The sequence below is a fragment of the Vibrio splendidus genome (assembly GCF_002873455.1).
In the GTDB taxonomy this organism is placed as follows: Bacteria; Pseudomonadota; Gammaproteobacteria; order Enterobacterales; family Vibrionaceae; genus Vibrio; species Vibrio splendidus_J.
The window spans coordinates 70,053-93,557 of record NZ_MCUN01000022.1; the positions used below are offsets into that span (position 1 = coordinate 70,053).

Below are 23,505 nucleotides of genomic sequence, written 5' to 3' on the forward strand. Positions count from 1 at the left end.
ACGGTGGATAGATAAGGGCGTAGCTCAAAATATCGCACAACGTCCGGGATGAAGGCTCAGCCATTGTGGGTTTAAATTCGCCTAAAAATCATAAAAAAGAGCGTATTGACTCTCCTTCTTATTCCATCCGACACATATATTAACGCAACTCAAGTAAAGAACTTCAATTTTACACGTTACAATAGCACTGATTTTAAACTAGCTTTTCAAGCGGGACTTCTTACAAACCGCACCACCCATCCACTAGAAATGCATAAGAAAACACATCAATCAGCCCAAGGAGCATTCGGGGTCACCTTCTCGATGACAAAATCGATAAAAATTCGGATAGGTTTTGCCATGTACCGATGAGCTTGATAGACCACAAACACGTCCGACGTTGGCGTGTCATACCCAGTTAATACCGGAACCAGTTGATCATTCTTAAGGTATGGGGCAACTAAAGCGACAGGAACATAGGCCACTCCTAAACCTTGCAATGCTGAATCGATAATCAATCTTGCGCCATTCGCCGCATAGAAGCCTGACACTTCGACATCATAAGATTGTTCACCTTTCGTGAAATGCCATCGAGTGTGGGCGATTGAATTGCCCATAACTAAACAATTCACCTTCTGAAGGTCTTCTGGTTTTTTGAGCTTCTGAATCTTTTCCAGAAACTCAGGACTGGCACAACAAACGTTCTTTTTGGGCCCAATCCTTCTCGCAATCAGCGAAGAGTCTTTCAACGTACCAGAGCGAAACGCGACATCTATTCGGTCTTCAACCATATTGACATAATCATCAGAGGTATCGAGCTCAATACTGATCTCCGGATACCTATTTAAGAACTCTACAATCCAAGGCTGTACATATTGGATCGCGAATTCTAATGGCGATGTGATGCGAATTTTACCTTTTGGTTCTAACTGAGTTTGCTTGATCTGCTCATTAGCATCTTCAAGGGCAACTAGATGTTGTTGACACAGTTGGAAGTATTGCTGCCCTGCTTCTGTCAACGAAAGCTTGCGAGTACTTCTATGAAGGAGTTTAACGCCCAAGTCAGACTCAAGCATCTGCACCTTTCTACTCACCGTAGTAGAAGGCATTGCCAACGTTTTACCTGCACCAGCAAAACTCCCCGCTTCCACGACATCAATAAACACCTTGATATCATTCAAATTCATCTTTATTACCGTCAATAATGGGATTAACAAAATCAAATATACCACCTAATCAATCAATAGTTCTTTTATTAGTATTGTTTTCAGCAAACAAATTTAAGGACTAACAAGATGATTAGACAAATACATGAGATCAGAAATGGTCGAAACCACGGCCCAATAAACAGCTATGTAAATTCATCGAACCTCAACGTCCTAAACCCTTTTGTACTCTGGGACCACTTTCAAGTATCGAATGTAAAAGGAACCGCTGGCTTTGATTTTCACGGGCACTCAGGTGTGGCAACCATCAGCTACCCACAAATTGGGTCTATTGCTCACAAAGACACAGGCGGTCATTCAGGTTCTTTAGTGGCTGGAGGTATACAAATCATGTCTGCAGGAGCAGGAGTTCTGCACAAAGAAACCGTTCATCCAGATAACACCGTTGCAGATGCATTTCAGCTCTGGGTCGCCTTACCGAAGGACGAACATGAAATGGGTCCTGTGACCTATTCAACCCAGCAACAAGATGAACTCCCGGTTGTTGAAGAAACACATTCAACCACCAAAGTGCTTGTAGGCCAATATCACCACAAACAAAGCCAAGCTCTAGCACCTGTTGATATGACTTACTTACACATCAACCTTAATGCCGACTGCACGTGGCAACACGCTGGAAGCCAATCACAAACAACAGCCTTTATTTTTGTGCGTAATGGTTCTGTAAGAGTAGGAAGCAAAGACTTATCAGCTGGCGAGTTAGGTGTATTTGAGAAAAGTTCAGCAGCAATCCAGGTCACCGCTTTACAGAAAGAGGCTGAGTTCTTGATTGTCTCAGGTACTCCTCTAAAACAAGAGTTCATCAGCAATAGAGCATCACTACACAGCAGCAATTCAAACTTAATAGCGGGTGTTAAAAGAATCAAACAACTGCAATCACAACAAGTAAATCAATAACTAAAAAGGAAGTCCACTATGAATACTACAACCTTTACTCCAGAAAACTCTGTCATGTTACTGATCGACCATCAAGTTGGCACGATGGGTTGGGTTGGCTCAGCTAGCCTAGAAGATATTAAAAACAATACAGTTGCATTAGCTCGCTCTGCGCACGTAACCAAGATGCCGCTAATCCTAACATCGAGCATGGAAGATCAGGCACAAGGTCCTCTGTTTGATGAGCTTATTAATGCAGTACCAGAAGCTTACGAGAATCGTATTCTTCGAGGAGGTGTCGTCGACAGCATGAAAGATGAGAACTTTGCGGCTGCGGTTAAAGCAACTGGACGCAAAAATATCATCATTGCAGGAATCACCACTGATGTATGTGTTGTTTATCCAGCAATCACTGCCATAGCTGAAGGTTACAATGTACAGGTCGTGGTTGACGGGTCAGGCTCTCCAACAACATTAGCTGATGAGACAGCACTAAGAAGAATGGAAAATCATGGTGTTACGCTAACGTCAACAAACCAATTAATTGCAGAACTGGCTCAAGATTGGAGCACTGACCACGGCAGCAAGCTAATCCAAGTCTTGTTTGAAGAGATAATTTCAAAACAACATTGATCTCACTTAACTGCCTCGACATACTTTTTGTAACGACTAACTAGCCTCCACCATTGCGTTTAACAGCATCAAAAATGACAAAAAAGGAGCGTATATACGCTCCTTTTATTCAATCTGGCATCTATTTATTGCTAAGTTCTGTAAAGAACCTTCACCACGTGCCAACCGAATTTTGTTTTTACAAGATGTGGTACAAGCGTCTCACCAGAGAAACAAACTTTATCAAACTGAGGCACCATTTGACCTTTTTGGAACTCGCCTAAATCACCACCTTTCTTGCCTGATGGACAAGTAGAGTGCTTCTTCGCTAGTGTTTGAAACTTCGCGCCTTTCTTAAGCTGTTTAATGATGTCTTCTGCTTGTTCTTTATGCTTCACTAGGATGTGAAGCGCTGCTGCTTTTCTTGCCATGATAATTCTCAGTTTGTTGCTTTTAATTTGCTGCTGTCGATTTATGACAATCCAATCATCATCACCGAAAAACCTAAAAAGGCTCACCGACACCAAGCGTTAGCGTGATTTTAACCCAAGAACCGCCATTCTTCACTCTATAACCGAAAACAACTGCCTTAAAGCCCTTTAAAAACCGCATAGTGACTTGCTGCGGCTTCCGTTTCCCTTTAAATTAATCCTTATAAATTAAGCGCGTATTAAGTAGGAGCCTCTTATGGCCAAACCGATCAGTAAAGCGAGTCAGTCTCAGGGAATGTTGATGTTCAAATTATCCCTTACTCAAAGTTTTGCGATAGGCACGCTTAAAGTCAGAGAAATCGTCCCTTTCCAGCCAATGACCCAGATCCCCTACTCTCATCACCATGTGATTGGTACGGTGACCATCCGCGAACTTACCGTTCCTGTGATTGATATGTCTGCAGCTATCGGCTTTCGTCCAATAACACCGGCTGAATATCAAAGCTGTGTGCTGATTGTTACTGATTGCTTGAGAACCGTCGTCGCATTCTTGGTTCGCTCGATTGATAAAATCATTGAGTGTGATTGGAAGAGCATTGAATCGCCACCCGCGAGTGTGGGTCGCAATGTGTTTGTGACAGGAATTACTCGCTTTGAAGATCGTATCGTGCAAATGCTCGACGTGGAGCTTCTGCTTTCTAAGATCTACCCTGCTTATGAAAACGCGCATATTCCAATGCTGACTGATGTCGAAAGGGAACGCCTCAAAGCGCTGAACATCTTATTGGTTGATGACTCTTTGATCGCACGTAAACAACTGTCTGATGCCTTAGACAGTATCAACATCCCTTACAGTATTTGTAACAACGGCTTAGATGCGATAGATATGATGCGCCGAGAGGCAAGTAAAGGGACAGCGATTGATCTTTTAGTAAGTGATATTGAGATGCCGGGACTGGATGGTTACGAACTTGCGTTTGAAGTGCAGAACGACAGCGCACTGAGTCATGCTTACTGTATTTTACACACCTCACTATCGAGTGAAATTTGTGTCGACCGTGCCAATCAAGTAGGAGCACATGAGGCGCTTGAGAAGTTCAACGCGGGTGAGTTAATCGAGGCAATGCTACGCGGTGCAAAAGTCTTAAACGAAGCCTCTACCGCTGCTTAAGCACTATTTTAGAAGCTAAACCTAGCATCATGCTTAGTGGTTTAGCTTCTTAACTTCTTAACTTCTTAACTTCTTAACTTCTTAACTTCTTAACTTCTTAACTATTAGAGATCAATCAGTGCGGAGCTCTACCTTAAGATATCTTTGGCATAGAATAGCTCTTACTCACAAATTCCACTTCCTCTACCTCATTGACATGATTGGTAAAAGACGCCAATGCATAGAGTGTGTTCGCGACTAAGTTAGCGTATTTAAAAAGAATCGGGTCAGGCGACTTTTTACTTCCATGATGTTCAATACTCACCAGCGCTCGCACGACTTTTTTAGCCTGACAGCGACATAAGTGAAGCTCGCTGGACACTCGATGCCCACCGGGTAATACAAACCCTTTGAAACCACCTTCTAGCTGTTCACGAATATGATGATAGTCTTTTTTCAGCTCTACCAGCTCAGTCTCAGTGATGGCGAGTTTTCCACGCACCGAACCATTTAGATGATAGATGTTTGGCTGCAAGCGTTGCAGAACCTCTCGAACTTGAGGCTCCAACTCCAAAGACAACACTAACCCAACTCGACAACAAAGCTCGTCCGACAGAATCTCAAAATCACAGATAGGACTGTCTTCATAAATAAACGGGTAACAGAATTCATCCCAATCTCGACTTACTGGTTTCACACAACAACCCTTAAACTTGAAATATTCTGACGCCAATATATCAAACTCTTTGATTTAGACATAAAAAAGCCCTCACATTGGAGGGCTCCTGAAGAAATTGGTTAACGAGCTTATTCGTTAGACACTTTTTTATGGCCTTCTTGCAAGTGAACGAAATCTACGAGATCATCACCAGATACTTGGTATGCCTGACCAAAACCTTTCACGAACAGGCCGTTTTCTGCTTCGAGCTTGAACAGAGAGAAGTCTTGCAGCTGGCTCAAACCATCAATGATTTCGCCAAAACGCTCTTGCATCTGACCGATCACTTGAGTCCAAAGTTCCGTTTCACGATCAACAACACTTGCTTGAGCATCAAACGTTAAACGCTTGCGTGCGTAAAGTTGCTTCGAGCTCTCTTCATCTTCAATCATCATCAAAGAGACTTGAGGGTTTGCTTTCAAGTTACGCGCATGACGAGCAATATCAGAAATGAGAACAAAATAACCTTCTTGGTTCTGAACGAAAGGGGCGTAACTTACGTTTGGACGACCTTCTTCATCAACCGTTGCAAGCTGAAGGGTACGACGCTCTTGGCGAAATTCTTTAATTTCTGGACCTAGGCGACCTTGAAGACGTTCTTGTTTTACTTGCTGTTCCATGGGTAATTCCTTTCTTCACTTTCTCTGATTTATTGTTTTTGCCCGAGGTTGAGCGATCATTAAGATCCTCGAGCATTCATGTCTTGTGTAAGCTAATTGTTGGTCTTGGTTAGGCTCTTTGTTGAGCCTTTTGAAACTTATTGTCGATCTTGATTACGCTTGCTGTTGAAGCGCTTTAAAGCGATCAACTTGGTCAGCAATAAGTTCACGCTTTTCATTGCGACCTAGGTAGATCTTAAAAATGTTCTCGCCTGTTTCACTGAAGAAACCGAAATAATGACTTTCACGGCCCATGAACGCCTTGCTCACCAAACCAATATGTTTGATGTTGTCGAGTTTTAGGTGGCCATGCAGCTCGCCTTCTTTACCCATCAGATTGTAGTAACCACGAGCGACTTTACCTTTAGGGAACGGCGCTTTTACTTCAAAGATAGAACCGAACGAATGCACGATGGTGGTCACAGGGCCCCAACCAACTAGACCTTCTAAAATCTCTTGAGCACGGCAGCCATCTAGCATTACCGCCATGTCGTTTGGAAAAGCAGCAACCACTTCAACTTCTGAAACACCTAGCTTCTCAGCAATTGCTGTAGGAAGCAGTTTTGGTTCTTCTTCTAGAATGCGTGCGACACGTTGATCTAGAGTTTCTGTCATTTCGAATGTTGTATCTGTCATTGAATATGTGTCCGTATAAACGAGTAAGTGACGTGTCTGATAAGCAATATATCCGATGAACCATGTATCTGATGAACCACGCATCTGATTAACTGTATATCCGACAAGCTGTAATCTAATAAATAAAAAGTTAAGCGTGCTTCAAACTTGCATGTGGGTGAACGCCCGAACCTGATGCTTTGGGTGCTGGGTGCATAGCCTGATATTCAGCGTTAAGTACTTGAATCACGCTCTGAGCGAGGCTTACTGCCCAGAAGCTGCCAGCAATAGTGAGGGTCAGATAATCTTCCGAAAGCTCAACCAAACCATTCTTCTCCCAATGCAAAAACAGAGGCTTCAGATAATCGAATGTGTCTTGTCCCATAAAGGTCGGCAACGTACTTCTTCTAACAACACCAGAATCAAAACCGACCTTCAATGAAGAGAAGGTTGGCTCTAGTGAGCTTTGCTTGGTCATCATGGCTATTGGCAATTGACCTTGCTTTATAGACTCCATGTAGCTGTCTAAAGTTCGATGTTGCATCACACCGTGGCCACCGATGTTGCCACCAGCGCCACAACCAATCGGCAACACTTCGGCATAAGTTTTCGCTAAGCTGTTGTAAATGCTCCGTTCGCGGTTATCACGAGTCCAGTGATTCACGCTCAGTTGCTTGACCTTATTTTTTGCCATGAACTCAACACCCGCTAAATACATACTCGCCTTATCTGGCGTATTGGCCGGTGGCGGGATTTTTCCTTTCTCAACGAGATTAAGCATAGGTGCATTGCCCGAAACAATCAGTTGATAAAGGTCAATACCGTGTGCGCCAGTAGACATGTAGTCTTCCAAATCTTGTTGGAACACTTCCATAGACTGGTGCGGTAATCCGTATAACAGATCAAGAACGATCGGAGCTTGTTCAGTACGGCTTAGTGAACTGATACGTTCCAACACAACTTCTCGGTCATCTAAGCGCTTAGCACTACGTCGAACATGAGTATTGAAACTTTGAATGCCGAATGAGAAACGATTAAAGCCACCTTCAAGTGCGCTATCAAACATCTCGTCGCCAAATCGATTGATACGCCCTTCTAAGGTCATTTCAACATCGTTTGCCAGCGGGAAATATTGTCGAATCGCTTTACCTAATAGTTCAACTTGCTGAGAAGACAAATCGGTAGGTGTTCCGCCACCGATATAGACGGCGTGAAATAATCCAGACTGAGCCCAAGGCGTTTTGGCTTTAAGCTTTAGCTCAACCATCAAAGCATCGAAATACTCATCAACTAATTTACGGCTCGCAGCGTTTTGGAAAAAGTTGCAAAACGTACAACGCACACGACAGAAAGGAATATGGACATACAAGCAACGCTTATCCTGTTTCTTCCCTTCGCTTAGCATCAGTTCATCAAAGAGCTCCAACTTCTTGCTCGGGTCGACCGGAATTGAACTTCCTCCGGCATGGGCAGAATGCTTTTTCGCAAACGCAAAACGAAGCGGATCAGGGCTAGAAACACCCAATATTGATTCGTCAAATTTATAGATATTAAGATTCATATAATCTCTCTAAACACTTACATAGCAAAGTCTGGAAGACTATTCGCTAAAAACTGAGAGAATCATAAATAGACGCAAATGATAATGCAATTGATAATTGATCTTATTTAGATTCTAAGCAATAATCCGATATAGATTTTAGATTGAGTAAAGGATTGAATGTGAACGTTCCTAGATATGTTATTGCAGGCGGTGCATCGATAGTGATTCATGCGGCGCTATTATTTGTCGCGCAAGAATCCAAAGTCTTTGCGATGCCTGCAGGTAGCCAATCGAACACGGTATCGATCAACTTCACTCCTAAGAGCGTGCCTTCTCAAGCTCAACAAAAAACCATTACAGAACCGGTTGAACCTGAGCCAATCAAAGAAACGGTCTCACAAGCAAAACCTAAGGCCGTTGAGCACAAACAAGCCAAGCCAACCCCAAAGAAAAAAGCGATCACCAATAAGCCTCAACCCAAGAAAGTAGAGAAAAAGGTTGTTGAAAAGAGAGTCGAGAAGAAACCGGTGACAGAGAAAAAAGTCGTTAAGAAAAAACGCCCAGAACTAAAACCAGAGCCAAAGTCCAAACCAACACCTCAACCAGAGAAGCTAGCCGACAAGAAAGTCGATAAGAATCTAGACGATTCAGCTAATCAGCCTCAGCAAGTCAATCAAGGTGTATCGAACAAAGAGCCAGTCTTAGTCACTAAGCCTTCTTTCTCTTCTCGCCCTACACCACCAAATTATCCTCGCCAGGCAAGACGTCGTGGTGTTGAAGGTGTCGCTACGTACGAGGTATGGCTCGACGCAGAAGGCAAACAAATTAAACAAGCATTAGTAAATTCATCAGGCGCACTAATGCTCGATAGCGCCGCATTAGATGCCATTAAACAATGGAAATTCTCACCTCATACTGTCAATGGCCGAGCAATTGCTCACCGTGTACAAATACCTGTTCGTTTTAGGTTGGATTAATCATGCAACAAATCAGTTACTTACAAGATCAACTTGGCTTAATGACTTGGCCTCTTCTTATCTGCTCAGCATTAACAGCAATGATCATCGCTGAGCGCGTTTTCCAAGTCATGCTAAGCATCGGTGTTGGTAAGCGTGCCATTCGCCGTGAGCTCAATCTGATCTCGCCAACCAACAGCAAAGAGATCGAAGCACTTGCTCAATCGATTTCAGGCAAACGACCGCTACTGTACAAGGGCGTGTCGATGTTGCTTGCCCACCACTCTTTTTCAAAAGGTTTGCGTGAAGACGCTGCTGGAATTTGGCTACAAGAAAAACGCCACCAACTGCATGCAGGTTTGAGACTGCTTGGTTTGATCGGCGTGATCAGTCCGCTAATTGGCTTGCTTGGTACGGTGCTTGGTCTTATTGAGATGTTCAAAGGGGTTGCAGCTACGACCGGCAGTATTACACCGAACGATCTAGCTGACGGCCTTGGTTTAGCAATGAGGACCACAGCGGCAGGCTTGATGATTGCACTGCCTGCTATTTCAGGTGCACAACTACTCGGGCTATGGGCTGATCGAGTATTGGCCCAACTGGAACACACTCTGAACTATGTCAATGTGTGGCTAGAGGGGATGTCGATTCAAACCAATAACTCTGACGATACCAAAGGCTCATCAGTTAACAAAGTCGCTGTTGGTGATGTGAGTCAAGCATGATTAAAACGCCCCACTCGTCTCAAACACAAAGTTTAGCACCAGACTTAACGCCGCTACTCGACATCATTTTTATCGTGATGGTTTTCCTATTGCTAACAGCTTCGGTGAAGTTGGAGTCATTAGAGGTAGAACTGCCTAGCTCTGATATTAAAAACGTATCTGAAGTCCACAAGGATTCGATTAACGTCAATATTTTAGACCACGAACCTTACTGGGCGATTAACGGCCAAGAGTATATCGACTGGGAAAACTTCAAGATTGCATTGCTGGAAGAGACAGGCACATCGGATAAGAAGCCGATCATCATTGGCGCAGATAAAGCCGCCAACGTCGAGAACTTAGTGAAGTTGCTGTCGTTTCTTCAAGAAAATGGAATACCAGCGACCCAATTACTCACGGAAGATGGCTAGAACAATACTTAATTTTCACGAGGCTTGGTTCTTCATTGATAAGACCAAATAACCAAAGCCAGACCTATATCGACTTGAACTCAAAATGCGCACGGATGACTTACTCAGTAGTTTCGCGCTATAAAAAAAGATATCACTATGAAACAGATAAAAGTACTCAACAAAATCAACTTAAAAGCCAAGACACATTTACTCTCAATGGTAGTTTCAAGCTTGGCGTTCACCGCGCCTACAGTATTGGCCAATGACATTGAACAACCTCGAATAATCAGTGCCGGCAGTGCTGTTACTGAATTGGTGTTGGCATTGGGTGCAGAGGAACAGCTAGTCGCGATTGATGTGACCAGCCATTTCCCTCAAACAGAGAATCTGCCGAAGATTGGTTACCACCGAAACCTTTCAGCAGAAGGCTTGATTGCCTTAGAGCCAACCACACTAATAGGCTCGGATGAAATGGGGCCAGACAATGCGATTTCTCAATTGAAATCTGCCGGTATCGATGTAGAGATCGTTAACACCGAAGCAAACGTTGAGGGGTTATTAGAACGTATCGACCAAATCGCAAAAATCACCCATACCGAGGCTCACTCAGAACAAGTGAAAGCGGAAGTAAATCAAAAGATCGCAGCATTAAAAGCAAACCAAGTATCAAGCAACGAAGCGAAGAAAGTCTTGTTCCTATTGCTGCATGAAGGTCGCCCTGCCAATGTTGCAGGCGGTGAAACGTCACCAAACGCGATCATTGAATTGGCTGGCGGTGTAAACCCTGCGGCTAAAAGCCTTACGTCTTACAAGCCCCTATCAATGGAATCACTCGTTGAAATGCAGCCTGATGTCATCTTGGTGAGTGGCCGCAGCTACCAAAAAATGGGCGGCGCTGACGCCATTCTTAAATCGTTGCCTATGTTAGCAGCGACTCCTGCTGGCATGAACAAGAAAATCATTACCGTAAAAGGCAGTGCATTAGTTGGCGGACTTGGCCTCGAAAGCCTTTCAGAAGCCAAACGATTAAACGCTCTTATCTATCCGTTATAACTTATCTACCCGCTATAACTCGACCACCCTATTCTTACTGTTGCTAGCTTAGTTTCCATTACCTACCCGCTTTTCCGCAATGTTGGTGATGGATATTGAAGCTAGCGATGGACATTGAGGCCCTTTATGTTGCTACGATCCGTCCCACTGAAAACATCGATGTTAGGCCTAGGGGCTACCCTAGTCTTCGTCGCACTGTTCTCAATTACCGTTGGGCCAATGAACATTAGCTTAGCTGACAGTGCAGCGAGCTTACTCCAACCAAACAATGATTTAGCCCCACACATCAATTTGGTGATTCAAGAAATCCGTTTACCAAGAACCATCTTATGTATGCTAATCGGCGCGATTCTCGCATTATGTGGTGCGGTCATGCAGGGGCTATTTAGAAACCCGCTTGCTGAGCCAGGGATCATTGGTGTCTCTGCCGGAGCAGCATTAGGTGCTGCATTAGCCATTGTTATTTTCTCTAAGCTTTCACTGCAATACCCTGCATTCATGAACTTTGCGGCCGTTCCAGTATTCGCCTTTTTGGGCGGCGCCTTAACCACACTGCTGGTTTACAAACTTGGTACTAGCAAATTTGGCACCTCAGTAACCATCATGTTGTTAGCGGGCGTAGCGATCAGCGCGCTATCAGGTGCAGGTATTGGATTCTTGAACTTCATTGCTGATGACCAGATGTTGCGTGATCTTTCACTGTGGTCAATGGGTTCATTAGCCGGCGCAAAGTGGTCAGGTATTTTGCTTGCTGCTATCACGCTCGTTGGATTGTTTGTTGTTTTCTACCGCCAAGCAATGTCACTGAATGCTCTATTACTGGGCGAGTCTGAAGCGCAACACCTTGGCATACCGGTACAAAAGCTCAAACGAAAGTTGATCCTGCTAACTGCTGCAGGCGTTGGAATCACGGTTAGCCTGTCTGGCATGATTGGTTTCATTGGGTTAGTAATCCCTCATTTAGGTCGTATGTTGGCAGGCCCTGATCACCGAGTTCTATTACCGCTATCTGCATTTCTTGGTGCACTTCTGTTAACAGCCGCTGACATGTTCTCACGTGTGGTACTTGCACCAGCAGAACTGCCTGTAGGCATTGTCACCGCGATTATCGGAGCTCCATTCTTCTTGTATCTTCTATTTCAACAGAAAGGGAGAATCCTTTAATGTTTCCTTCAGCATTAAAAGCGACCAATATCGAAGTGAAATTCGGCAGCAAAGTGATACTAGATGGCGTTTCTATTGAAATTGAAGCGGGAAAGGTAACCACACTGCTTGGACCCAATGGCGCAGGGAAAAGCACGTTACTTAAAGCTTTGTGCCAAGAGATATCAAGCACGGGTGATATCCAATACTTTGGACACACCAAAGACAAGTGGCCTTCTCAAAAGCTGGCAAAGCACTTAGCTATGCTTCCTCAGCACAGTACGTTGACCTTCCCATTTTTGGCACATGAAGTCGTCGAGCTTGGTGGTATCCCTCTGCAAGAGTCCAACAAAAAGCTTACTAACATAGCGAGCAAAAAAATGGATGTTGCCGACGTGACTCACTTAAGTGAAAGGCTCTACCCTTCGCTATCTGGCGGTGAAAAACAGCGTGTTCACTTGGCTCGAGTATTAACCCAGCTTCACTATTCTGGTGACCAATGCATCTTAATGCTCGATGAACCAACGTCAGCACTGGACCTCGCCCACCAGCACAATACCTTGAAAATCGCGAGAGAGTTAGCCGACAACCACAACGCAGCCGTTATCGTGGTTCTACATGACTTAAACTTAGCCGCTCAATACTCCGATCGATTGGTGGTATTGAAAGAAGGTAACTTGGTTTGCGATGGAAGCCCTTGGGAAGCACTTAAGCCTTCGATGATTGAAGATGTGTACGGCTATAGAAGTATTGTAGAAAAGCACCCAACTATGAGCTTCCCTCAGGTTCATCCCGCGCAATAAGCTCGGTTTAGGGGGCTCATGACGAGTATTCGTTCTTAATAGCAGCTAAATCATTCTAAGCCTCGATTTGTTCGAGGCTTTTTATTGGCTCATAGCCTCTCTCTCGCCTTAAACTCAATTTTGTTAGTACCACAACAATAAATCCTCAAACGTCTCACTCTGAACGCTTGAGGCTCTAGAAATAAACAGAATCAGTTAGTGTTGGTTAGCTTTTAGCAACTGAGGTTGAATGTAAGGCACGAACGTAAACATTTAAAAAGAAAAGAAATAACTGCATTTGAAACAAAAGGAAGATAGCGGCAACTGTGTGAGAAAGAGAGAAAGAGAAGTGAAATGACAGGCACAAAAAAAGCCCCCTTAGGAGCTTCTTTTATTGAGTGCTGATTATTGGCTCATTCGAATCAATGATTTGCCAATCAGCCACTCTAGTTCTCTACCGCTAGCATCACCAAACTGAGTTTCAGTCAGCTTGTATAGACGATCAATACCGTTTGCAGCGAACTCATGAGCGCTCTCTGCAGTAACGATATGATGGAAAAGTAAACGTAAAATTGCTAGGAACTCAGCGTCTTCAAGAGCTGCAACCCAGCTAGCAGAAAATGCATCAAGGCCATTTTCAAAGTCAATGTGTTCCATAAACATCTTGAAAATACGACCGTCTAAAGCAGCAGTAAAATCCGTTTTCTTTGGAAAGTGGTGGCTTATACCTGTACGAGAAACGCCCGTTTGCTGACTCAACGTCGTGTATGACATCTTGTCGTAACCCAATCTTAATAGCTGGTCCACAACGGCATCCATGATTTTCTGGATAGTGATTTCTGTATCTTCTTTACTACGCTTTGGCATATTCAGGCTCTTCTCTTTGTAAATCCATCTAACTCAGTCAAATGAAGTCAGAATGCAAATCGTTATCAGCATTATGTGAGCAAGGTGTTTTATCGCAAGTATTTATAACTACATTCACACAAATACCATGTACGAATAATTCGACAGTGACGCCTCTTTGGGCGCTTAATCTAATTATTCTTCGAATAACAACCTTACGATCCTAAGTCGGTAATTTTAAATAACGACTTAGAATATGAAATACCCAACGAAAAATTCATTGTATAAATACCTATCAAGCGATAGATAGTCTTATAAAATCATTCCTGACGCAACTAAGTGAATGATATTCTGACAAATTAATAACATTAATCTTCAGCAAAACATGATCAAGATCACATAGATATTTTGCGACGCGAATGTTCATATTAATTCCTCTCCACACAAACAACATAGCATACCAGTATAAATTAGTTCAAAGATTTTAATTTTTGTAGATACAGATCAAATTGCTCGTTAGAATAACCGCAGACTTTGTAAGAGGATTATTTATGAGCCAAGATGTTGGTAACAACGATGTATGTGAGGCTTGCGGCTGCGCAGGTGAGATCGGCTTCATCATTAAAGAAGGCGATGAGGTTGCTGAGGTAACCGTTTACGGTAGCTCTAAAGCCCTTATTGAAGCTGAGTTTGCTAAGTACGTTGAGTTAGCGAAGCAAGTGTCTAACAATGTCGAGTTTGAAGCGTCAGAGATGACAGAAGAGAGCACGGAATTGCATGCACGCTTTAAATTTGAAGTGAGTGCCGAGAAGATTATTTTCGAACTTAAAACTCGCTCTCTAGCGCGTTAATTTAAGCATCAATATTCATATCAATAAAAGACGAGTTTATTACTCGTCTTTTTTTATCATTTCAACCCACCCTAATGCCCCATTGGTCTCAAAATCATTTTCGGCAGCACATCGAATCAAAACGCCGGAAACTTCAACGACGGCACCTAAGCTATATGCCTTATCATCATAATAACAAACTCGTTGCTGTGAACCGCTCTGCGTGACAACGACCGCAGCCTTAGCGGGCGTGGATATTATTTTATTAGCATTCGCTGATACTGAACAAAACACAAAGGTTAAAATCACAAAACCTTTTAGAATTTGACGCTCTATTTCAATCACAGATTCACCTTTCATTGTGTTCTATACCTTTTTACCTACCAACAAATGAGTAAAACACTATGCGAGAATAATTTTTTCATTATAGTGTTAACGTCTCTCGTAATAAGAAGCTTGTTATGCTCAGAATAATTGCACTTATTATTGGTTCTTTAACCATAACAAATGTGACTGCAGAACCACTCGATCAGTATCAAATATTGAACCATCTGGATAATTACGGAAACTTATATTTACGAAATAAGCCATACACATCGCTCCCAACAGGCTTGGTTGTTGACGGTAATTTGAACATAGAGAACACACCTATTACCCGTCTACCGAAAGGGTTAGAAGTAAACGGCAGCCTTAAAGGCGGTAACAGCCAACTCGCGCATGTTCCCTCAGGAGTTAAGATTAAGGGCTATGCCGACTTGATTGGCAGCCAAATCACCAGTTGGCCACGAGGTGTGAGAGTGGGCGGATTTATTAACCTCACGGACACTCCCCTACAAAGGCTACCCAATGGCTTTAGAGTGAAAGGCGACCTGAGCGTGATTCGTACGCCTTTGACAGAACTACCAAACGGGATAGTCATTGATGGCGACTTATATATAGGCGGTTCTAAAATTACAACATTTCCCGACACCATGACGGTCAAAGGCAATATCTATCTCGGTGGTAACACCATTACCACGTGGCCAACCAACTTAGACCTTGGTGGCGCGGTTGCTCGCTAATATGCAGTCCGATTAACTGGCTATTTGGCCGCGACGTATAGATAAAGAGACCAACACCGATACAAAAAAGGAGCCGAAGGCTCCTTTTTCAATTCAATCACTTGTTGATTAGCGAAGGCATCCACTAAGCAGCAGCAACGAACCAACCAACCAACAATAGACTAACCAATATTCTTCACTGGGTTCGCATAGCTATCAATTAAGTACTGACGAGCACCTTTAGGCAGACCCGATAGCTTTTCTTCAAACTCTTTCTTAACGATTTCTGTAATAGACTCATCATCTTTGTCTGCAGCCAGCAAGTTCACAGGAAAAAGTTTGTAGTTGTCATGGATCTGACGGTCGATCTCTTCAGCAAGCGCTTCTGGCGTTTCAAAATCTTGGTCGATAACTTGGCCGAAACCAACATGAACACGTCCTTTGTTACCGATGATACCTTGAATGATACTTTCTATATCTTCAAACTCACCCTTTTCGTAACTGCCGTTTACGTCTTTTTCAAAAAGCTCTATCGCTTTCGCTGTGTCACATGGATCGTTTTCGTACGAAATAGCCACAGGAACGATCTTCAATGATTTCACGTACTCAGGAAATGCGATTTTTTGCTTACGCCCTTCAACATGGAACATCTTCAGAATTGCTGGCTCCGTGAAATCATTACCATCTTTTGCACGACCTTCTTTTTGAGCGATCCAAATTGAGTTGCCTGTCTCCAAAGAGTGCTTGATGTAAGAAGACAGCTGCCCAAGCGCTTTCATCATTTCACGCGGCCCTTTCAAAGAACGCTTTACGATGAAGCTTTTGTTCAGACGCATCAATTCAGTCGCACATGGCTTCTTCAGCAGGTTATCACCAATAGCAATGCGACAGGTCTGGTGTTTATTTTGATGCAGAGCGTAGTTGACGAGTGCAGGATCCATAGCGATATCACGATGGTTAGAAACAAACAAATAAGCTTGATTCACATCCAGTGACTCTACGCCAGTGTACGTAACACCATTAGTAGTTTTAGCTAGCGTGTCGCGTAAGTACTTTTTAACTTCAATCTGAATGGATTCGACGCTGGTCAGTTTGCTCCATTTCATTTTCAAGTAAACGCGCAAGATCGGACTCATTAATGCTTTAAACCAAGACGCATGGTTTGAAAAACGATAGTGCAAAATCGCACTGATAAATTCTTCATCATTAATAAGACGGTTTAGTGCCGCTGGAATTTCATCATCGCCGTAAGGACGAATATCAACATATGGATCGGTCGGAGAGGTCATTTTTTAATTCAAATAATAAAAATCTGGCTCATTCTACGCGTTGTTTTGACTTCTCGCAGCTACAGAGTCCATACTTTTGACAAGGTCAGACCAGAAAGATTGAAAATCCCCTGTTATTGTTGGCATTCTTTAAAATTAACGGTAATCTTGACGCCCCAAAATTAAGGTACTATCTATGAACTTCGCTATTGAATATACATCGGCTTACTTTTCACACTTGGTGATCACACCACGCAAGAAAGTACTTAAACATAGCCTTGTATCGGTTCAAAGTGGCTTGGTTTTGATAAAGCTTGGTAAACAAGAGTACGCTGTTGAACCCGGTCAAAGTATCTGGGTTCCATATGACTGCTTAACTTCACTGACCTACTTTCCAAACACCCAGGTTAATCGTGTCGATTTCTCAGTTCGTTTGACGGACGCATTCCCGAGACAAGCAGGATACATCACGCAAACAAACCTATCTTCTGCGTTACTGGAAAAGTTGGAGCTAACCAAAGCTCGCACTACCAATGCCAATAATACGGAGCAAGCGTTTAAAGATATGCTTTCTGTATTGAAGCAAGAAGTGTTGGCGTTTAAACCGTTGCTTTGTGAAAGTGCTTTGTCTCAGCGATTCAATCAGTGGAACATCGATGACTCAAATCTACCGCAAGAACACACCTTGGTGATGGTAATGCGCGAGGCGAAGAAACGCATGCAGTCAGGTCAGAAACGTGCACTTGTGATTGATGATTTATTCTCAGGCAAAGAAGAAGAGTTTGAACAACTGTGCATGCTTGTTTTTGGTGAAGATTTGTAGCTTGGCGATAAATTATAGATAATAGTGAAAGCGAAAAACCAGAGACTAAAAAGCCGCAAAAACTCAGTTTTTGCGGCTTTTTTAATTCTTAAAATTTCAATTTTTAGTTCTTAGTGCTTAGTGCTTAGTGCTTCAACATAGATTCATAATCTACCAATCTAGAATGGCAATTCGACCTGCATCATAAGGTCTGCGTCTCGAGAATCATGCCAGCGGTAATCAAAGCGCATACGAGGCTGCCCGTCAACTTTCTCGCCAAAACCGATGCTCAACTGAAGACCATGATTCATCAACCACTCTTCAGTCGACATATCATACTGCTCATCTTCAAGATCTTCTGGGAACCACATGCCAAGTCCAACATAGTTAGATTCAAGGCTCTGAGTTAATAGAGGCGCATCTTTGCTCTGAATAACCCAATCAGACCAATAGTCGGGGGCTTCAGGCTCTTCATCACTTAGCCCGCTGATTTCCATCATGCGTTGACCAAAAGACTCAATACTCGAAGTGAAGTCTAAACAGCTGTTTTCATCATCAGAAGTCAGCATTATCGAATCTAAGCTAAAGAAATCACAATCAGCTTGAGCAGGCATACTGCATGCTGCAATGATCATCGTCGCTGGTATCGCGCGCTTTAGCATAGTCATCAGACCTCTTGAATTAGTGAATTTACATTATTGTATACAGTCCACTATCTTGCAATATCTTTGTAACTGACTTTGTACTCAGTTTTGCCACATTGCTCCCATTTTGCAAAGCATTACGAATATCGGTGCTGCGAATCTTCACTTTTTCAGGGCAAGCCATCACCGACCAGCGCTCTGTTATCTCATCGGATTTATAGAAAGATGAGAATTTGAAGAAATTATCTGGACCAATAACAAATGTAAGTTCGGCGTCACGATGTAACTTCTGAAGTTCACTGAGCACTGCGTAAGTCGTCACACTTTCACCTGGAATAAACAAGCTCTTTTCGATCAAAGAAAGCTCAACTTGATCCAGCGAAAGATCGCTAATAAATGCGTTAACTAACTGACATCTCGTATCAAAGTCTAGCATCTCTTTTCCCCAAGCATGGGCAATACTTGGAACGAGTAGAATTTTATCGAAGTGAGCCAACGAATCAATCACACTTTTATGCCCTAAGCTCGGTGGATTAAACGCGCTACCGAAAATGGCTATTTTTTCCATTGTTTATTACTGCCTTCTCTTTCTAAGCTTGTGCAAAGAGGTTTTTAAATCGGATGATTTAGGTATGATAACACTAGATTTTTAATTTGCTTGCAGGAAAGGAATACGAATGGAACAGTTAATTCGTGACGAAATGCGCGTACTACCTTCAATTGACCCTCACTTCGAAGTGACTCGTCGTGTGGACTTTATCAAAACGAAACTTCAGCAGTCAGGCTGCAAGTCTCTGATCCTTGGTATCAGTGGCGGTGTAGACTCAACGACCTGTGGCCGTTTAGCACAAATGGCAGTTAATAGCCTGAATGAAAGCGCTGGTAGCAACGACTACCAATTCATCGCTGTTCGCCTACCTTATGGCGAGCAAAAAGATGAAGACGAAGCACAACTTGCTCTGTCTTTTATCGAGCCTTCTCAATCAGTTTCTGTAAACATTAAAGCGGGTGTTGATGGGCTTCACGCAGCCTCTCATGTAGCTTTAGAAGGCACAGGATTACTACCAACAGACTCTGCGAAAATCGACTTTGTGAAAGGTAATGTGAAAGCACGTGCTCGCATGATCGCGCAATACGAAATCGCAGGTTACGTTGGTGGTCTTGTCATCGGCACCGATCACTCGGCGGAAAACATTACTGGCTTCTACACTAAGCACGGCGACGGCGCATGTGATCTAGCACCTTTGTTCGGCCTGAACAAACGCCAAGTTCGTGAACTGGCTGCAACACTAGGGGCTCCAGAGCAACTTGTGAAGAAAGTGCCAACCGCTGATTTAGAAGAGCTTGATCCACAGAAAGCCGATGAAGCAGCATTGAACCTTTCTTACGATCAAATCGATGATTTCCTTGAAGGCAAAGAAGTCTCTCAAGACGTGTCAGATCGCTTAGTAAGTATCTACAAAGCAACACAGCACAAGCGTCAACCTATCCCAACGATCTACGATTAATTTGAGTTAATCAATGACACCGTAAGGCTAACTAGGTTGTAAAAATAGCGACGTTGTAAGAATCAAAAAGGCCGGAAGCTCATTTACGAACTTCCGGCCTTTTCTATTTAGTGTTTTTTAACGCAACGAGTCGTTAATTTACAACTTCGATATCCGTTTGCGGCACACTGCAACACGCTAGTATCTGCCCCATGTTACGCTCGTGTTCTTGCAACGCAGGTACATCTGGTTGGTGAACTTGCCCAGACTCAAGGGTCACTTTACACGCTCCGCAAAAACCAGCACGACAACTAGAAGCAATAGGCACACCCGCCGATTCAGCCTGTTCTAGTAGCGTTGATTGGTTATTACCTTCAAACAGGTAGCCGTTCACACTTAACTGCAACTGCTTCACCGCCTCTTCTGTTGACTGAGCAACACCAAACGCTTCTTGGTGGTAATGCTGAGGATTAAGCCCCATTTGAATCAGTAGTTTCTTTGCATTGTCCATAAAGCCGTCAGGGCCACACACGAAAGCTTGGCGTTTGTGTAACTCTTCAATTTTAGCGACATGAGACACGCTCAAACGTCCTGATAAGCCATCCCACTCTTTAGTTGGTTGGCTTAATGAGTAAATCACACGAAGACCCGCATGCTCACTGGCGATCTTATCAATCTCAGCTTGATAAGGGATGTCTTCTTCGCTGCTGCATTGGTGATAAAAAATCACATCATCAATCTGATCATGGTCGGCTAAGTAACGAAGCATTGATAGCATTGGGGTAATGCCGCTGCCTGCAGACAAAAGCAGCAACGGGTGCGTTGGATTTTGTTCTAGATAGAAAGCACCATCTGGGTTTTGAGCAACAAGAGTATCCCCCACTTGGAAGTGATCATTGAGCCAGTTTGAGATTTGACCATCGTCCACTCGCTTCACTGAAATAGCTAAGCGACCTGCGCGTGATGGGCTAGACGATAGTGTGTAACGTCGAGACACTTTTTCGCCATTAATCATCATTTCAATTGGTAGATGCTGACCCGGTTGATAACTTGGTAGTGAGTGGTTCTCCTTCGCTGGCTCTAACCAAAAGGTCGTGAAGTCACGAGCAATCTCTTCGCGCTCAACACAAGTTAAGTGCAACGACTCAACCCAAGTGTCTTCATAATGTTCTTTCTCTTTGGTTTCGAGTACTTCAACCACATCACCCGCTTTAACCAAACCTTCATTTTTAGCGACAAGATTCTGACCAAAGAAAACGCCACCACGCTCGTTAGCTCTGAATGTAGAGAAGGTATTAAGAGGCTCTTTTGTCGCTCTAAATTCGCCACGTTCAACGTCCACCGTAGTCAAAATACAGCGTTCACAAGGTTTAACCGCTTCGAATTCAACCTCACCAATTCGGATACGCTTCCAGCCATCTTCAGCAAAAGGGTCTGTATTGGAAACAACAAAGTTAGTACGGAACTGGTCCATCGAGTGTATTTCAGGGCTGCGACGATTCAGCTCATCTAGAGAAGCTTGGCTGATGATTAACATTGGGTAGCCGTCGGCAAAACTTACATTGTGACCTAGCTTCTCGCGAACGCGGTTCGATTGCTCACCAGAGAACAGTAACTCAACACGAACTCCTAATACATCGCTGAACCAATCATCGGCCTCATCACATGTCGTGTATGCCGTGAAGCTATCTTTCCACACCGTTGCTGGCGCTTCTTGCATCTTGAAACTGGCATATTTTAGACGCAGCGGCTCTTTGCCCTCATAGGTAAAAATCAAACCGTCTGGTTGCAAGCTAGAAGATACCTTGACCATTTTCGGATACTTGCGCGCCGTAATCATTGAACCGTCAGCCAATGCCAACATAAAGCGTCTGTCGAAGGTTAAGCCTTGTTTTTCGACCCAAGCAGAAGAAAGAGCGATCCCGCCGACTGATTTAACCGGAAACACATTAATTTGAGATAGAGAAGGCTGTTGATCCGAAGGCTCTTGCTCTAAAGCCTTTCGATCTAAAGGTGACTGCGACATAACGATTCCAATGTTTTGTTGTTTGTCCCAATGCTAACAAATGGTTATAAATAGTTAAACTGGTAGGCATTAAACACTTGATACTAAGCTATTATCTTGAGATGTTTAGCTTTCTATCTTGATACATTAAGGCAGCAATGCAGTAACACTTTCATACGTTCTATACTTTGAACACGATTACTACTTTGATCTTTCATCGAATAAAAAGGATTTATCATGAACAAACTTGTCATTATCATCTTATGTGTACTGCTTCCTCCTGTTGGTGTGTTTTTCGCACGCGGTGCAGGTAAAGATTTACTGATTAACATCATCCTGACTTTCTTCTTCTGGGTGCCTGGAATGATTCACGGACTATGGGTTGCCACTCGGTAACTTCTCTTCGAGAACAAATACCGAATTTAATACCAATAAAAACAAGCTCCTAGCCCTGAAGCGTTAAAAATAGGATGAAATGAAAGTGCTTTTCCACTATCATCCTGTCGCCTAAACGTAAGCGATTGCTTTCACAGATTTCGCCGAGTTTAGGCTCCAACTACATAACACTTCAAATGGTGGGAGCCTTCAATGACACAACTTACGATTACTCGTCCTGACGACTGGCACGTTCATCTACGCGATGGCGAAGTATTAAAAGATACAGTGCGAGATATCAGCCGCTACAATGGTCGAGCGTTAATCATGCCAAACACCATCCCACCGGTAACAGATACCGAAATGGCTCTTGCTTACCGTGAACGCATCATGGCAGAGCAGCCAAGTGAACAGTTCCAGCCTCTGATGGCACTTTACCTAACAGACAACACAACTCCTGACGAAATTCGCAAAGCGAAAGAGTCTGGTGCCGTAGTCGCTGCCAAACTTTACCCAGCAGGCGCGACAACAAACTCGGATTCAGGCGTAACTTCGGCTCAAAAGATTTACCACGTATTAGAAGCCATGCAAGAAGTGGACATGTTGTTACTGATTCACGGCGAAGTAACGACTCACGATGTTGATATTTTTGACCGTGAGAAGCAGTTCCTAGACACGGTTCTAGCTCCGATTGTTAACGACTTCCCTAACCTGAAGATCGTTCTAGAGCACATCACAACTGCAGATGCTGCGACTTTCGTTAAGAACGCTAACGACAACGTAGCAGCAACCATTACAGCGCACCACTTGCTTTATAACCGCAACCACATGTTGGTTGGCGGCATTAAGCCACACTTCTACTGCCTTCCTATTCTGAAGCGCAACACTCACCAATTAGCGCTTATCGAGGCGGCAACAAGCGGCAGCAAGAAGTTCTTCTTGGGTACAGACTCTGCACCACACGCAAAAGGCGCAAAAGAGTCAGCATGTGGTTGTGCGGGTTCTTACACAGCACACGCTGCGGTTGAACTGTACGCTGAAGTATTCGATTTAGAAGGCAAGATTGAAAACCTAGAAGCTTTCGCAAGCCACAACGGCCCAGACTTCTACGGCATGCCACGTAACACGGATACCATCACTCTTGTTAAAGAAGAGTGGAGTGTTGCTGAAACTATGCCTTTCGGGTCAGACATTGTTGTGCCAATCCGTGGCGGCGAGACTATCGCTTGGGCTGTTAAATAGTCTAACTCTATAAAGCTTACTGTTCATTACACTTAGTTTTATATTGAGCCCTTCACATAAGTGAAGGGCTTTTTATTATGTCTTAATTTCCTTGATTCTAGGCAAT

The 23,505-nt window shown here is 43.5% G+C and carries 27 protein-coding genes; 15 read left to right on the forward strand and 12 right to left on the reverse strand.

Going from position 1 to position 23,505, the window contains the following annotated elements; all coding sequences use genetic code 11:
* Positions 1-266: 266 nt before the first annotated feature.
* Positions 267-1,166, reverse strand: coding sequence for a LysR family transcriptional regulator (locus tag BCU75_RS17330; protein WP_102474569.1), 900 nt, complete (start codon positions 1,164-1,166; stop codon positions 267-269).
* A 108-nt stretch (positions 1,167-1,274) separates the two neighbouring features.
* Here BCU75_RS17330 and BCU75_RS17335 point away from each other — a divergent pair, with 108 nt between their 5' ends.
* Both BCU75_RS17335 and BCU75_RS17340 read left to right on the forward strand, forming a co-directional pair.
* Positions 1,275-2,102, forward strand: coding sequence for a pirin family protein (locus BCU75_RS17335; protein WP_102474570.1), 828 nt, complete (start codon positions 1,275-1,277; stop codon positions 2,100-2,102).
* Between the two features lie 18 nt (positions 2,103-2,120).
* Positions 2,121-2,714 (forward strand): isochorismatase family protein, encoded by a 594-nt coding sequence (locus BCU75_RS17340; protein ID WP_076674102.1) that lies wholly within the window; start codon positions 2,121-2,123, stop codon positions 2,712-2,714.
* 131 nt (positions 2,715-2,845) lie between these two features.
* On the opposite strand, the gene ppiC is transcribed toward BCU75_RS17340, so the two are convergent.
* Positions 2,846-3,151: a peptidylprolyl isomerase PpiC gene (ppiC, locus tag BCU75_RS17345; protein WP_339385711.1), complete on the reverse strand. Its 306-nt coding sequence runs from the start codon at positions 3,149-3,151 to the stop codon at positions 2,846-2,848.
* Between the two features lie 229 nt (positions 3,152-3,380).
* Here ppiC and BCU75_RS17350 point away from each other — a divergent pair, with 229 nt between their 5' ends.
* Positions 3,381-4,295 (forward strand): chemotaxis protein, encoded by a 915-nt coding sequence (locus tag BCU75_RS17350; protein WP_102474571.1) that lies wholly within the window; start codon positions 3,381-3,383, stop codon positions 4,293-4,295.
* Between the two features lie 133 nt (positions 4,296-4,428).
* Here BCU75_RS17350 and BCU75_RS17355 read toward each other — a convergent pair whose 3' ends face one another.
* The 4 genes from BCU75_RS17355 to hutW all read right to left on the reverse strand — a co-directional run bounded on the left by BCU75_RS17355 (position 4,429) and on the right by hutW (position 7,827).
* Positions 4,429-4,971: an ATP:cob(I)alamin adenosyltransferase gene (locus tag BCU75_RS17355; protein ID WP_102474613.1), complete on the reverse strand. Its 543-nt coding sequence runs from the start codon at positions 4,969-4,971 to the stop codon at positions 4,429-4,431.
* A gap of 110 nt (positions 4,972-5,081) precedes the next feature.
* Positions 5,082-5,612 (reverse strand): heme utilization protein HutZ, encoded by a 531-nt coding sequence (hutZ, locus tag BCU75_RS17360; protein ID WP_102474572.1) that lies wholly within the window; start codon positions 5,610-5,612, stop codon positions 5,082-5,084.
* Between the two features lie 153 nt (positions 5,613-5,765).
* A complete protein-coding gene (hutX, locus tag BCU75_RS17365; protein WP_102474573.1) occupies positions 5,766-6,287 on the reverse strand; it encodes a heme utilization cystosolic carrier protein HutX in 522 nt (173 codons plus the stop codon).
* 130 nt (positions 6,288-6,417) lie between these two features.
* Positions 6,418-7,827: a heme anaerobic degradation radical SAM methyltransferase ChuW/HutW gene (gene hutW, locus BCU75_RS17370; protein WP_102474574.1), complete on the reverse strand. Its 1,410-nt coding sequence runs from the start codon at positions 7,825-7,827 to the stop codon at positions 6,418-6,420.
* A gap of 161 nt (positions 7,828-7,988) precedes the next feature.
* Here hutW and BCU75_RS17375 point away from each other — a divergent pair, with 161 nt between their 5' ends.
* The 6 genes from BCU75_RS17375 to BCU75_RS17400 all read left to right on the forward strand — a co-directional run bounded on the left by BCU75_RS17375 (position 7,989) and on the right by BCU75_RS17400 (position 12,881).
* The gene (locus BCU75_RS17375; RefSeq protein WP_102474575.1) at positions 7,989-8,786 is read left to right on the forward strand and encodes an energy transducer TonB; all 798 of its coding nucleotides are present in this window, start codon (positions 7,989-7,991) and stop codon (positions 8,784-8,786) included.
* Between the two features lie 2 nt (positions 8,787-8,788).
* Positions 8,789-9,490: a MotA/TolQ/ExbB proton channel family protein gene (locus tag BCU75_RS17380; protein ID WP_102474576.1), complete on the forward strand. Its 702-nt coding sequence runs from the start codon at positions 8,789-8,791 to the stop codon at positions 9,488-9,490.
* On the forward strand, positions 9,487-9,900 hold the full coding sequence (locus tag BCU75_RS17385) for an ExbD/TolR family protein (protein WP_102474577.1): 414 nt from the start codon (positions 9,487-9,489) through the stop codon (positions 9,898-9,900). The genes BCU75_RS17380 and BCU75_RS17385 overlap by 4 nt, the downstream gene beginning before the upstream one ends.
* A 138-nt stretch (positions 9,901-10,038) precedes the next feature.
* Entirely contained in the window at positions 10,039-10,935 is an 897-nt protein-coding gene (locus BCU75_RS17390) for a heme/hemin ABC transporter substrate-binding protein (protein ID WP_102474578.1), read from the forward strand.
* Positions 10,936-11,061: 126 nt separating this feature from the next.
* Complete coding sequence (locus BCU75_RS17395) at positions 11,062-12,099, forward strand: FecCD family ABC transporter permease (protein WP_102474579.1); 1,038 nt, start codon at positions 11,062-11,064, stop codon at positions 12,097-12,099.
* Entirely contained in the window at positions 12,099-12,881 is a 783-nt protein-coding gene (locus tag BCU75_RS17400; RefSeq protein WP_102474580.1) for a heme ABC transporter ATP-binding protein, read from the forward strand. Before BCU75_RS17395 ends, BCU75_RS17400 begins: the two co-directional genes overlap by 1 nt.
* Before the next feature lie 384 nt (positions 12,882-13,265).
* On the opposite strand, the gene BCU75_RS17405 is transcribed toward BCU75_RS17400, so the two are convergent.
* Positions 13,266-13,727 carry a TetR/AcrR family transcriptional regulator gene (locus tag BCU75_RS17405; RefSeq protein WP_076674079.1) on the reverse strand — a complete coding sequence of 154 codons (462 nt, stop codon included), beginning with the start codon at positions 13,725-13,727 and terminating at the stop codon, positions 13,266-13,268.
* Positions 13,728-14,257: 530 nt separating this feature from the next.
* Here BCU75_RS17405 and BCU75_RS17410 point away from each other — a divergent pair.
* Positions 14,258-14,557 carry a YfcZ/YiiS family protein gene (locus BCU75_RS17410; RefSeq protein ID WP_076674077.1) on the forward strand — a complete coding sequence of 100 codons (300 nt, stop codon included), beginning with the start codon at positions 14,258-14,260 and terminating at the stop codon, positions 14,555-14,557.
* Positions 14,558-14,596: 39 nt separating this feature from the next.
* Here BCU75_RS17410 and BCU75_RS17415 read toward each other — a convergent pair whose 3' ends face one another.
* Positions 14,597-14,896 carry a YnjH family protein gene (locus tag BCU75_RS17415; RefSeq protein ID WP_076674075.1) on the reverse strand — a complete coding sequence of 100 codons (300 nt, stop codon included), beginning with the start codon at positions 14,894-14,896 and terminating at the stop codon, positions 14,597-14,599.
* A 101-nt stretch (positions 14,897-14,997) separates the two neighbouring features.
* On the opposite strand from BCU75_RS17415, the gene BCU75_RS17420 reads away from it, so the two are divergent.
* Positions 14,998-15,597: a hypothetical protein gene (locus tag BCU75_RS17420; RefSeq protein WP_102474581.1), complete on the forward strand. Its 600-nt coding sequence runs from the start codon at positions 14,998-15,000 to the stop codon at positions 15,595-15,597.
* Positions 15,598-15,758: 161 nt separating this feature from the next.
* Here the strand turns inward: BCU75_RS17420 and BCU75_RS17425 are convergent, their stop codons facing one another.
* The gene (locus BCU75_RS17425; RefSeq protein WP_076674071.1) at positions 15,759-16,865 is read right to left on the reverse strand and encodes a 1-acyl-sn-glycerol-3-phosphate acyltransferase; all 1,107 of its coding nucleotides are present in this window, start codon (positions 16,863-16,865) and stop codon (positions 15,759-15,761) included.
* 175 nt (positions 16,866-17,040) lie between these two features.
* On the opposite strand from BCU75_RS17425, the gene BCU75_RS17430 reads away from it, so the two are divergent.
* The gene (locus BCU75_RS17430) at positions 17,041-17,667 is read left to right on the forward strand and encodes an AraC family transcriptional regulator (protein WP_076674069.1); all 627 of its coding nucleotides are present in this window, start codon (positions 17,041-17,043) and stop codon (positions 17,665-17,667) included.
* 158 nt (positions 17,668-17,825) lie between these two features.
* Here BCU75_RS17430 and BCU75_RS17435 read toward each other — a convergent pair whose 3' ends face one another.
* Positions 17,826-18,314 carry a hypothetical protein gene (locus tag BCU75_RS17435; protein WP_076674067.1) on the reverse strand — a complete coding sequence of 163 codons (489 nt, stop codon included), beginning with the start codon at positions 18,312-18,314 and terminating at the stop codon, positions 17,826-17,828.
* A 22-nt stretch (positions 18,315-18,336) separates the two neighbouring features.
* Entirely contained in the window at positions 18,337-18,858 is a 522-nt protein-coding gene (locus BCU75_RS17440) for a nicotinate-nicotinamide nucleotide adenylyltransferase (protein WP_076674065.1), read from the reverse strand.
* 109 nt (positions 18,859-18,967) lie between these two features.
* Between BCU75_RS17440 and nadE the strand changes: the two genes are divergently transcribed.
* Entirely contained in the window at positions 18,968-19,798 is an 831-nt protein-coding gene (gene nadE, locus BCU75_RS17445; RefSeq protein ID WP_076674063.1) for an ammonia-dependent NAD(+) synthetase, read from the forward strand.
* 133 nt (positions 19,799-19,931) lie between these two features.
* Here nadE and BCU75_RS17450 read toward each other — a convergent pair whose 3' ends face one another.
* On the reverse strand, positions 19,932-21,803 hold the full coding sequence (locus tag BCU75_RS17450) for a hybrid-cluster NAD(P)-dependent oxidoreductase (RefSeq protein WP_102474582.1): 1,872 nt from the start codon (positions 21,801-21,803) through the stop codon (positions 19,932-19,934).
* A 216-nt stretch (positions 21,804-22,019) separates the two neighbouring features.
* Here BCU75_RS17450 and BCU75_RS17455 point away from each other — a divergent pair, with 216 nt between their 5' ends.
* Together BCU75_RS17455 and pyrC are read left to right on the forward strand one after the other, a co-directional pair.
* Entirely contained in the window at positions 22,020-22,178 is a 159-nt protein-coding gene (locus tag BCU75_RS17455) for a YqaE/Pmp3 family membrane protein (protein WP_004731890.1), read from the forward strand.
* 192 nt (positions 22,179-22,370) lie between these two features.
* Positions 22,371-23,399, forward strand: coding sequence for a dihydroorotase (pyrC, locus tag BCU75_RS17460; RefSeq protein ID WP_102474583.1), 1,029 nt, complete (start codon positions 22,371-22,373; stop codon positions 23,397-23,399).
* Positions 23,400-23,505 lie beyond the last annotated feature (106 nt).

What these genes read in the sequence shown, in the direction of transcription:
- BCU75_RS17330 (WP_102474569.1), bottom strand. Translation starts at nt 1,166, where the DNA reads ATGAATTTGAATGATATCAAGGTGTTTATTGATGTCGTGGAAGCGGGG.
- BCU75_RS17335 (WP_102474570.1), top strand. Translation starts at nt 1,275, where the DNA reads ATGATTAGACAAATACATGAGATCAGAAATGGTCGAAACCACGGCCCA.
- BCU75_RS17340 (WP_076674102.1), top strand. Translation starts at nt 2,121, where the DNA reads ATGAATACTACAACCTTTACTCCAGAAAACTCTGTCATGTTACTGATC.
- BCU75_RS17350 (WP_102474571.1), top strand. Translation starts at nt 3,381, where the DNA reads ATGGCCAAACCGATCAGTAAAGCGAGTCAGTCTCAGGGAATGTTGATG.
- hutZ (WP_102474572.1), bottom strand. Translation starts at nt 5,612, where the DNA reads ATGGAACAGCAAGTAAAACAAGAACGTCTTCAAGGTCGCCTAGGTCCA.
- hutX (WP_102474573.1), bottom strand. Translation starts at nt 6,287, where the DNA reads ATGACAGATACAACATTCGAAATGACAGAAACTCTAGATCAACGTGTC.
- hutW (WP_102474574.1), bottom strand. Translation starts at nt 7,827, where the DNA reads ATGAATCTTAATATCTATAAATTTGACGAATCAATATTGGGTGTTTCT.
- BCU75_RS17380 (WP_102474576.1), top strand. Translation starts at nt 8,789, where the DNA reads ATGCAACAAATCAGTTACTTACAAGATCAACTTGGCTTAATGACTTGG.
- BCU75_RS17385 (WP_102474577.1), top strand. Translation starts at nt 9,487, where the DNA reads ATGATTAAAACGCCCCACTCGTCTCAAACACAAAGTTTAGCACCAGAC.
- BCU75_RS17390 (WP_102474578.1), top strand. Translation starts at nt 10,039, where the DNA reads ATGAAACAGATAAAAGTACTCAACAAAATCAACTTAAAAGCCAAGACA.
- BCU75_RS17395 (WP_102474579.1), top strand. Translation starts at nt 11,062, where the DNA reads ATGTTGCTACGATCCGTCCCACTGAAAACATCGATGTTAGGCCTAGGG.
- BCU75_RS17400 (WP_102474580.1), top strand. Translation starts at nt 12,099, where the DNA reads ATGTTTCCTTCAGCATTAAAAGCGACCAATATCGAAGTGAAATTCGGC.
- BCU75_RS17405 (WP_076674079.1), bottom strand. Translation starts at nt 13,727, where the DNA reads ATGCCAAAGCGTAGTAAAGAAGATACAGAAATCACTATCCAGAAAATC.
- BCU75_RS17410 (WP_076674077.1), top strand. Translation starts at nt 14,258, where the DNA reads ATGAGCCAAGATGTTGGTAACAACGATGTATGTGAGGCTTGCGGCTGC.
- BCU75_RS17415 (WP_076674075.1), bottom strand. Translation starts at nt 14,896, where the DNA reads ATGAAAGGTGAATCTGTGATTGAAATAGAGCGTCAAATTCTAAAAGGT.
- BCU75_RS17420 (WP_102474581.1), top strand. Translation starts at nt 14,998, where the DNA reads ATGCTCAGAATAATTGCACTTATTATTGGTTCTTTAACCATAACAAAT.
- BCU75_RS17425 (WP_076674071.1), bottom strand. Translation starts at nt 16,865, where the DNA reads ATGACCTCTCCGACCGATCCATATGTTGATATTCGTCCTTACGGCGAT.
- BCU75_RS17430 (WP_076674069.1), top strand. Translation starts at nt 17,041, where the DNA reads ATGAACTTCGCTATTGAATATACATCGGCTTACTTTTCACACTTGGTG.
- BCU75_RS17435 (WP_076674067.1), bottom strand. Translation starts at nt 18,314, where the DNA reads ATGACTATGCTAAAGCGCGCGATACCAGCGACGATGATCATTGCAGCA.
- BCU75_RS17440 (WP_076674065.1), bottom strand. Translation starts at nt 18,858, where the DNA reads ATGGAAAAAATAGCCATTTTCGGTAGCGCGTTTAATCCACCGAGCTTA.
- nadE (WP_076674063.1), top strand. Translation starts at nt 18,968, where the DNA reads ATGGAACAGTTAATTCGTGACGAAATGCGCGTACTACCTTCAATTGAC.
- BCU75_RS17450 (WP_102474582.1), bottom strand. Translation starts at nt 21,803, where the DNA reads ATGTCGCAGTCACCTTTAGATCGAAAGGCTTTAGAGCAAGAGCCTTCG.
- BCU75_RS17455 (WP_004731890.1), top strand. Translation starts at nt 22,020, where the DNA reads ATGAACAAACTTGTCATTATCATCTTATGTGTACTGCTTCCTCCTGTT.
- pyrC (WP_102474583.1), top strand. Translation starts at nt 22,371, where the DNA reads ATGACACAACTTACGATTACTCGTCCTGACGACTGGCACGTTCATCTA.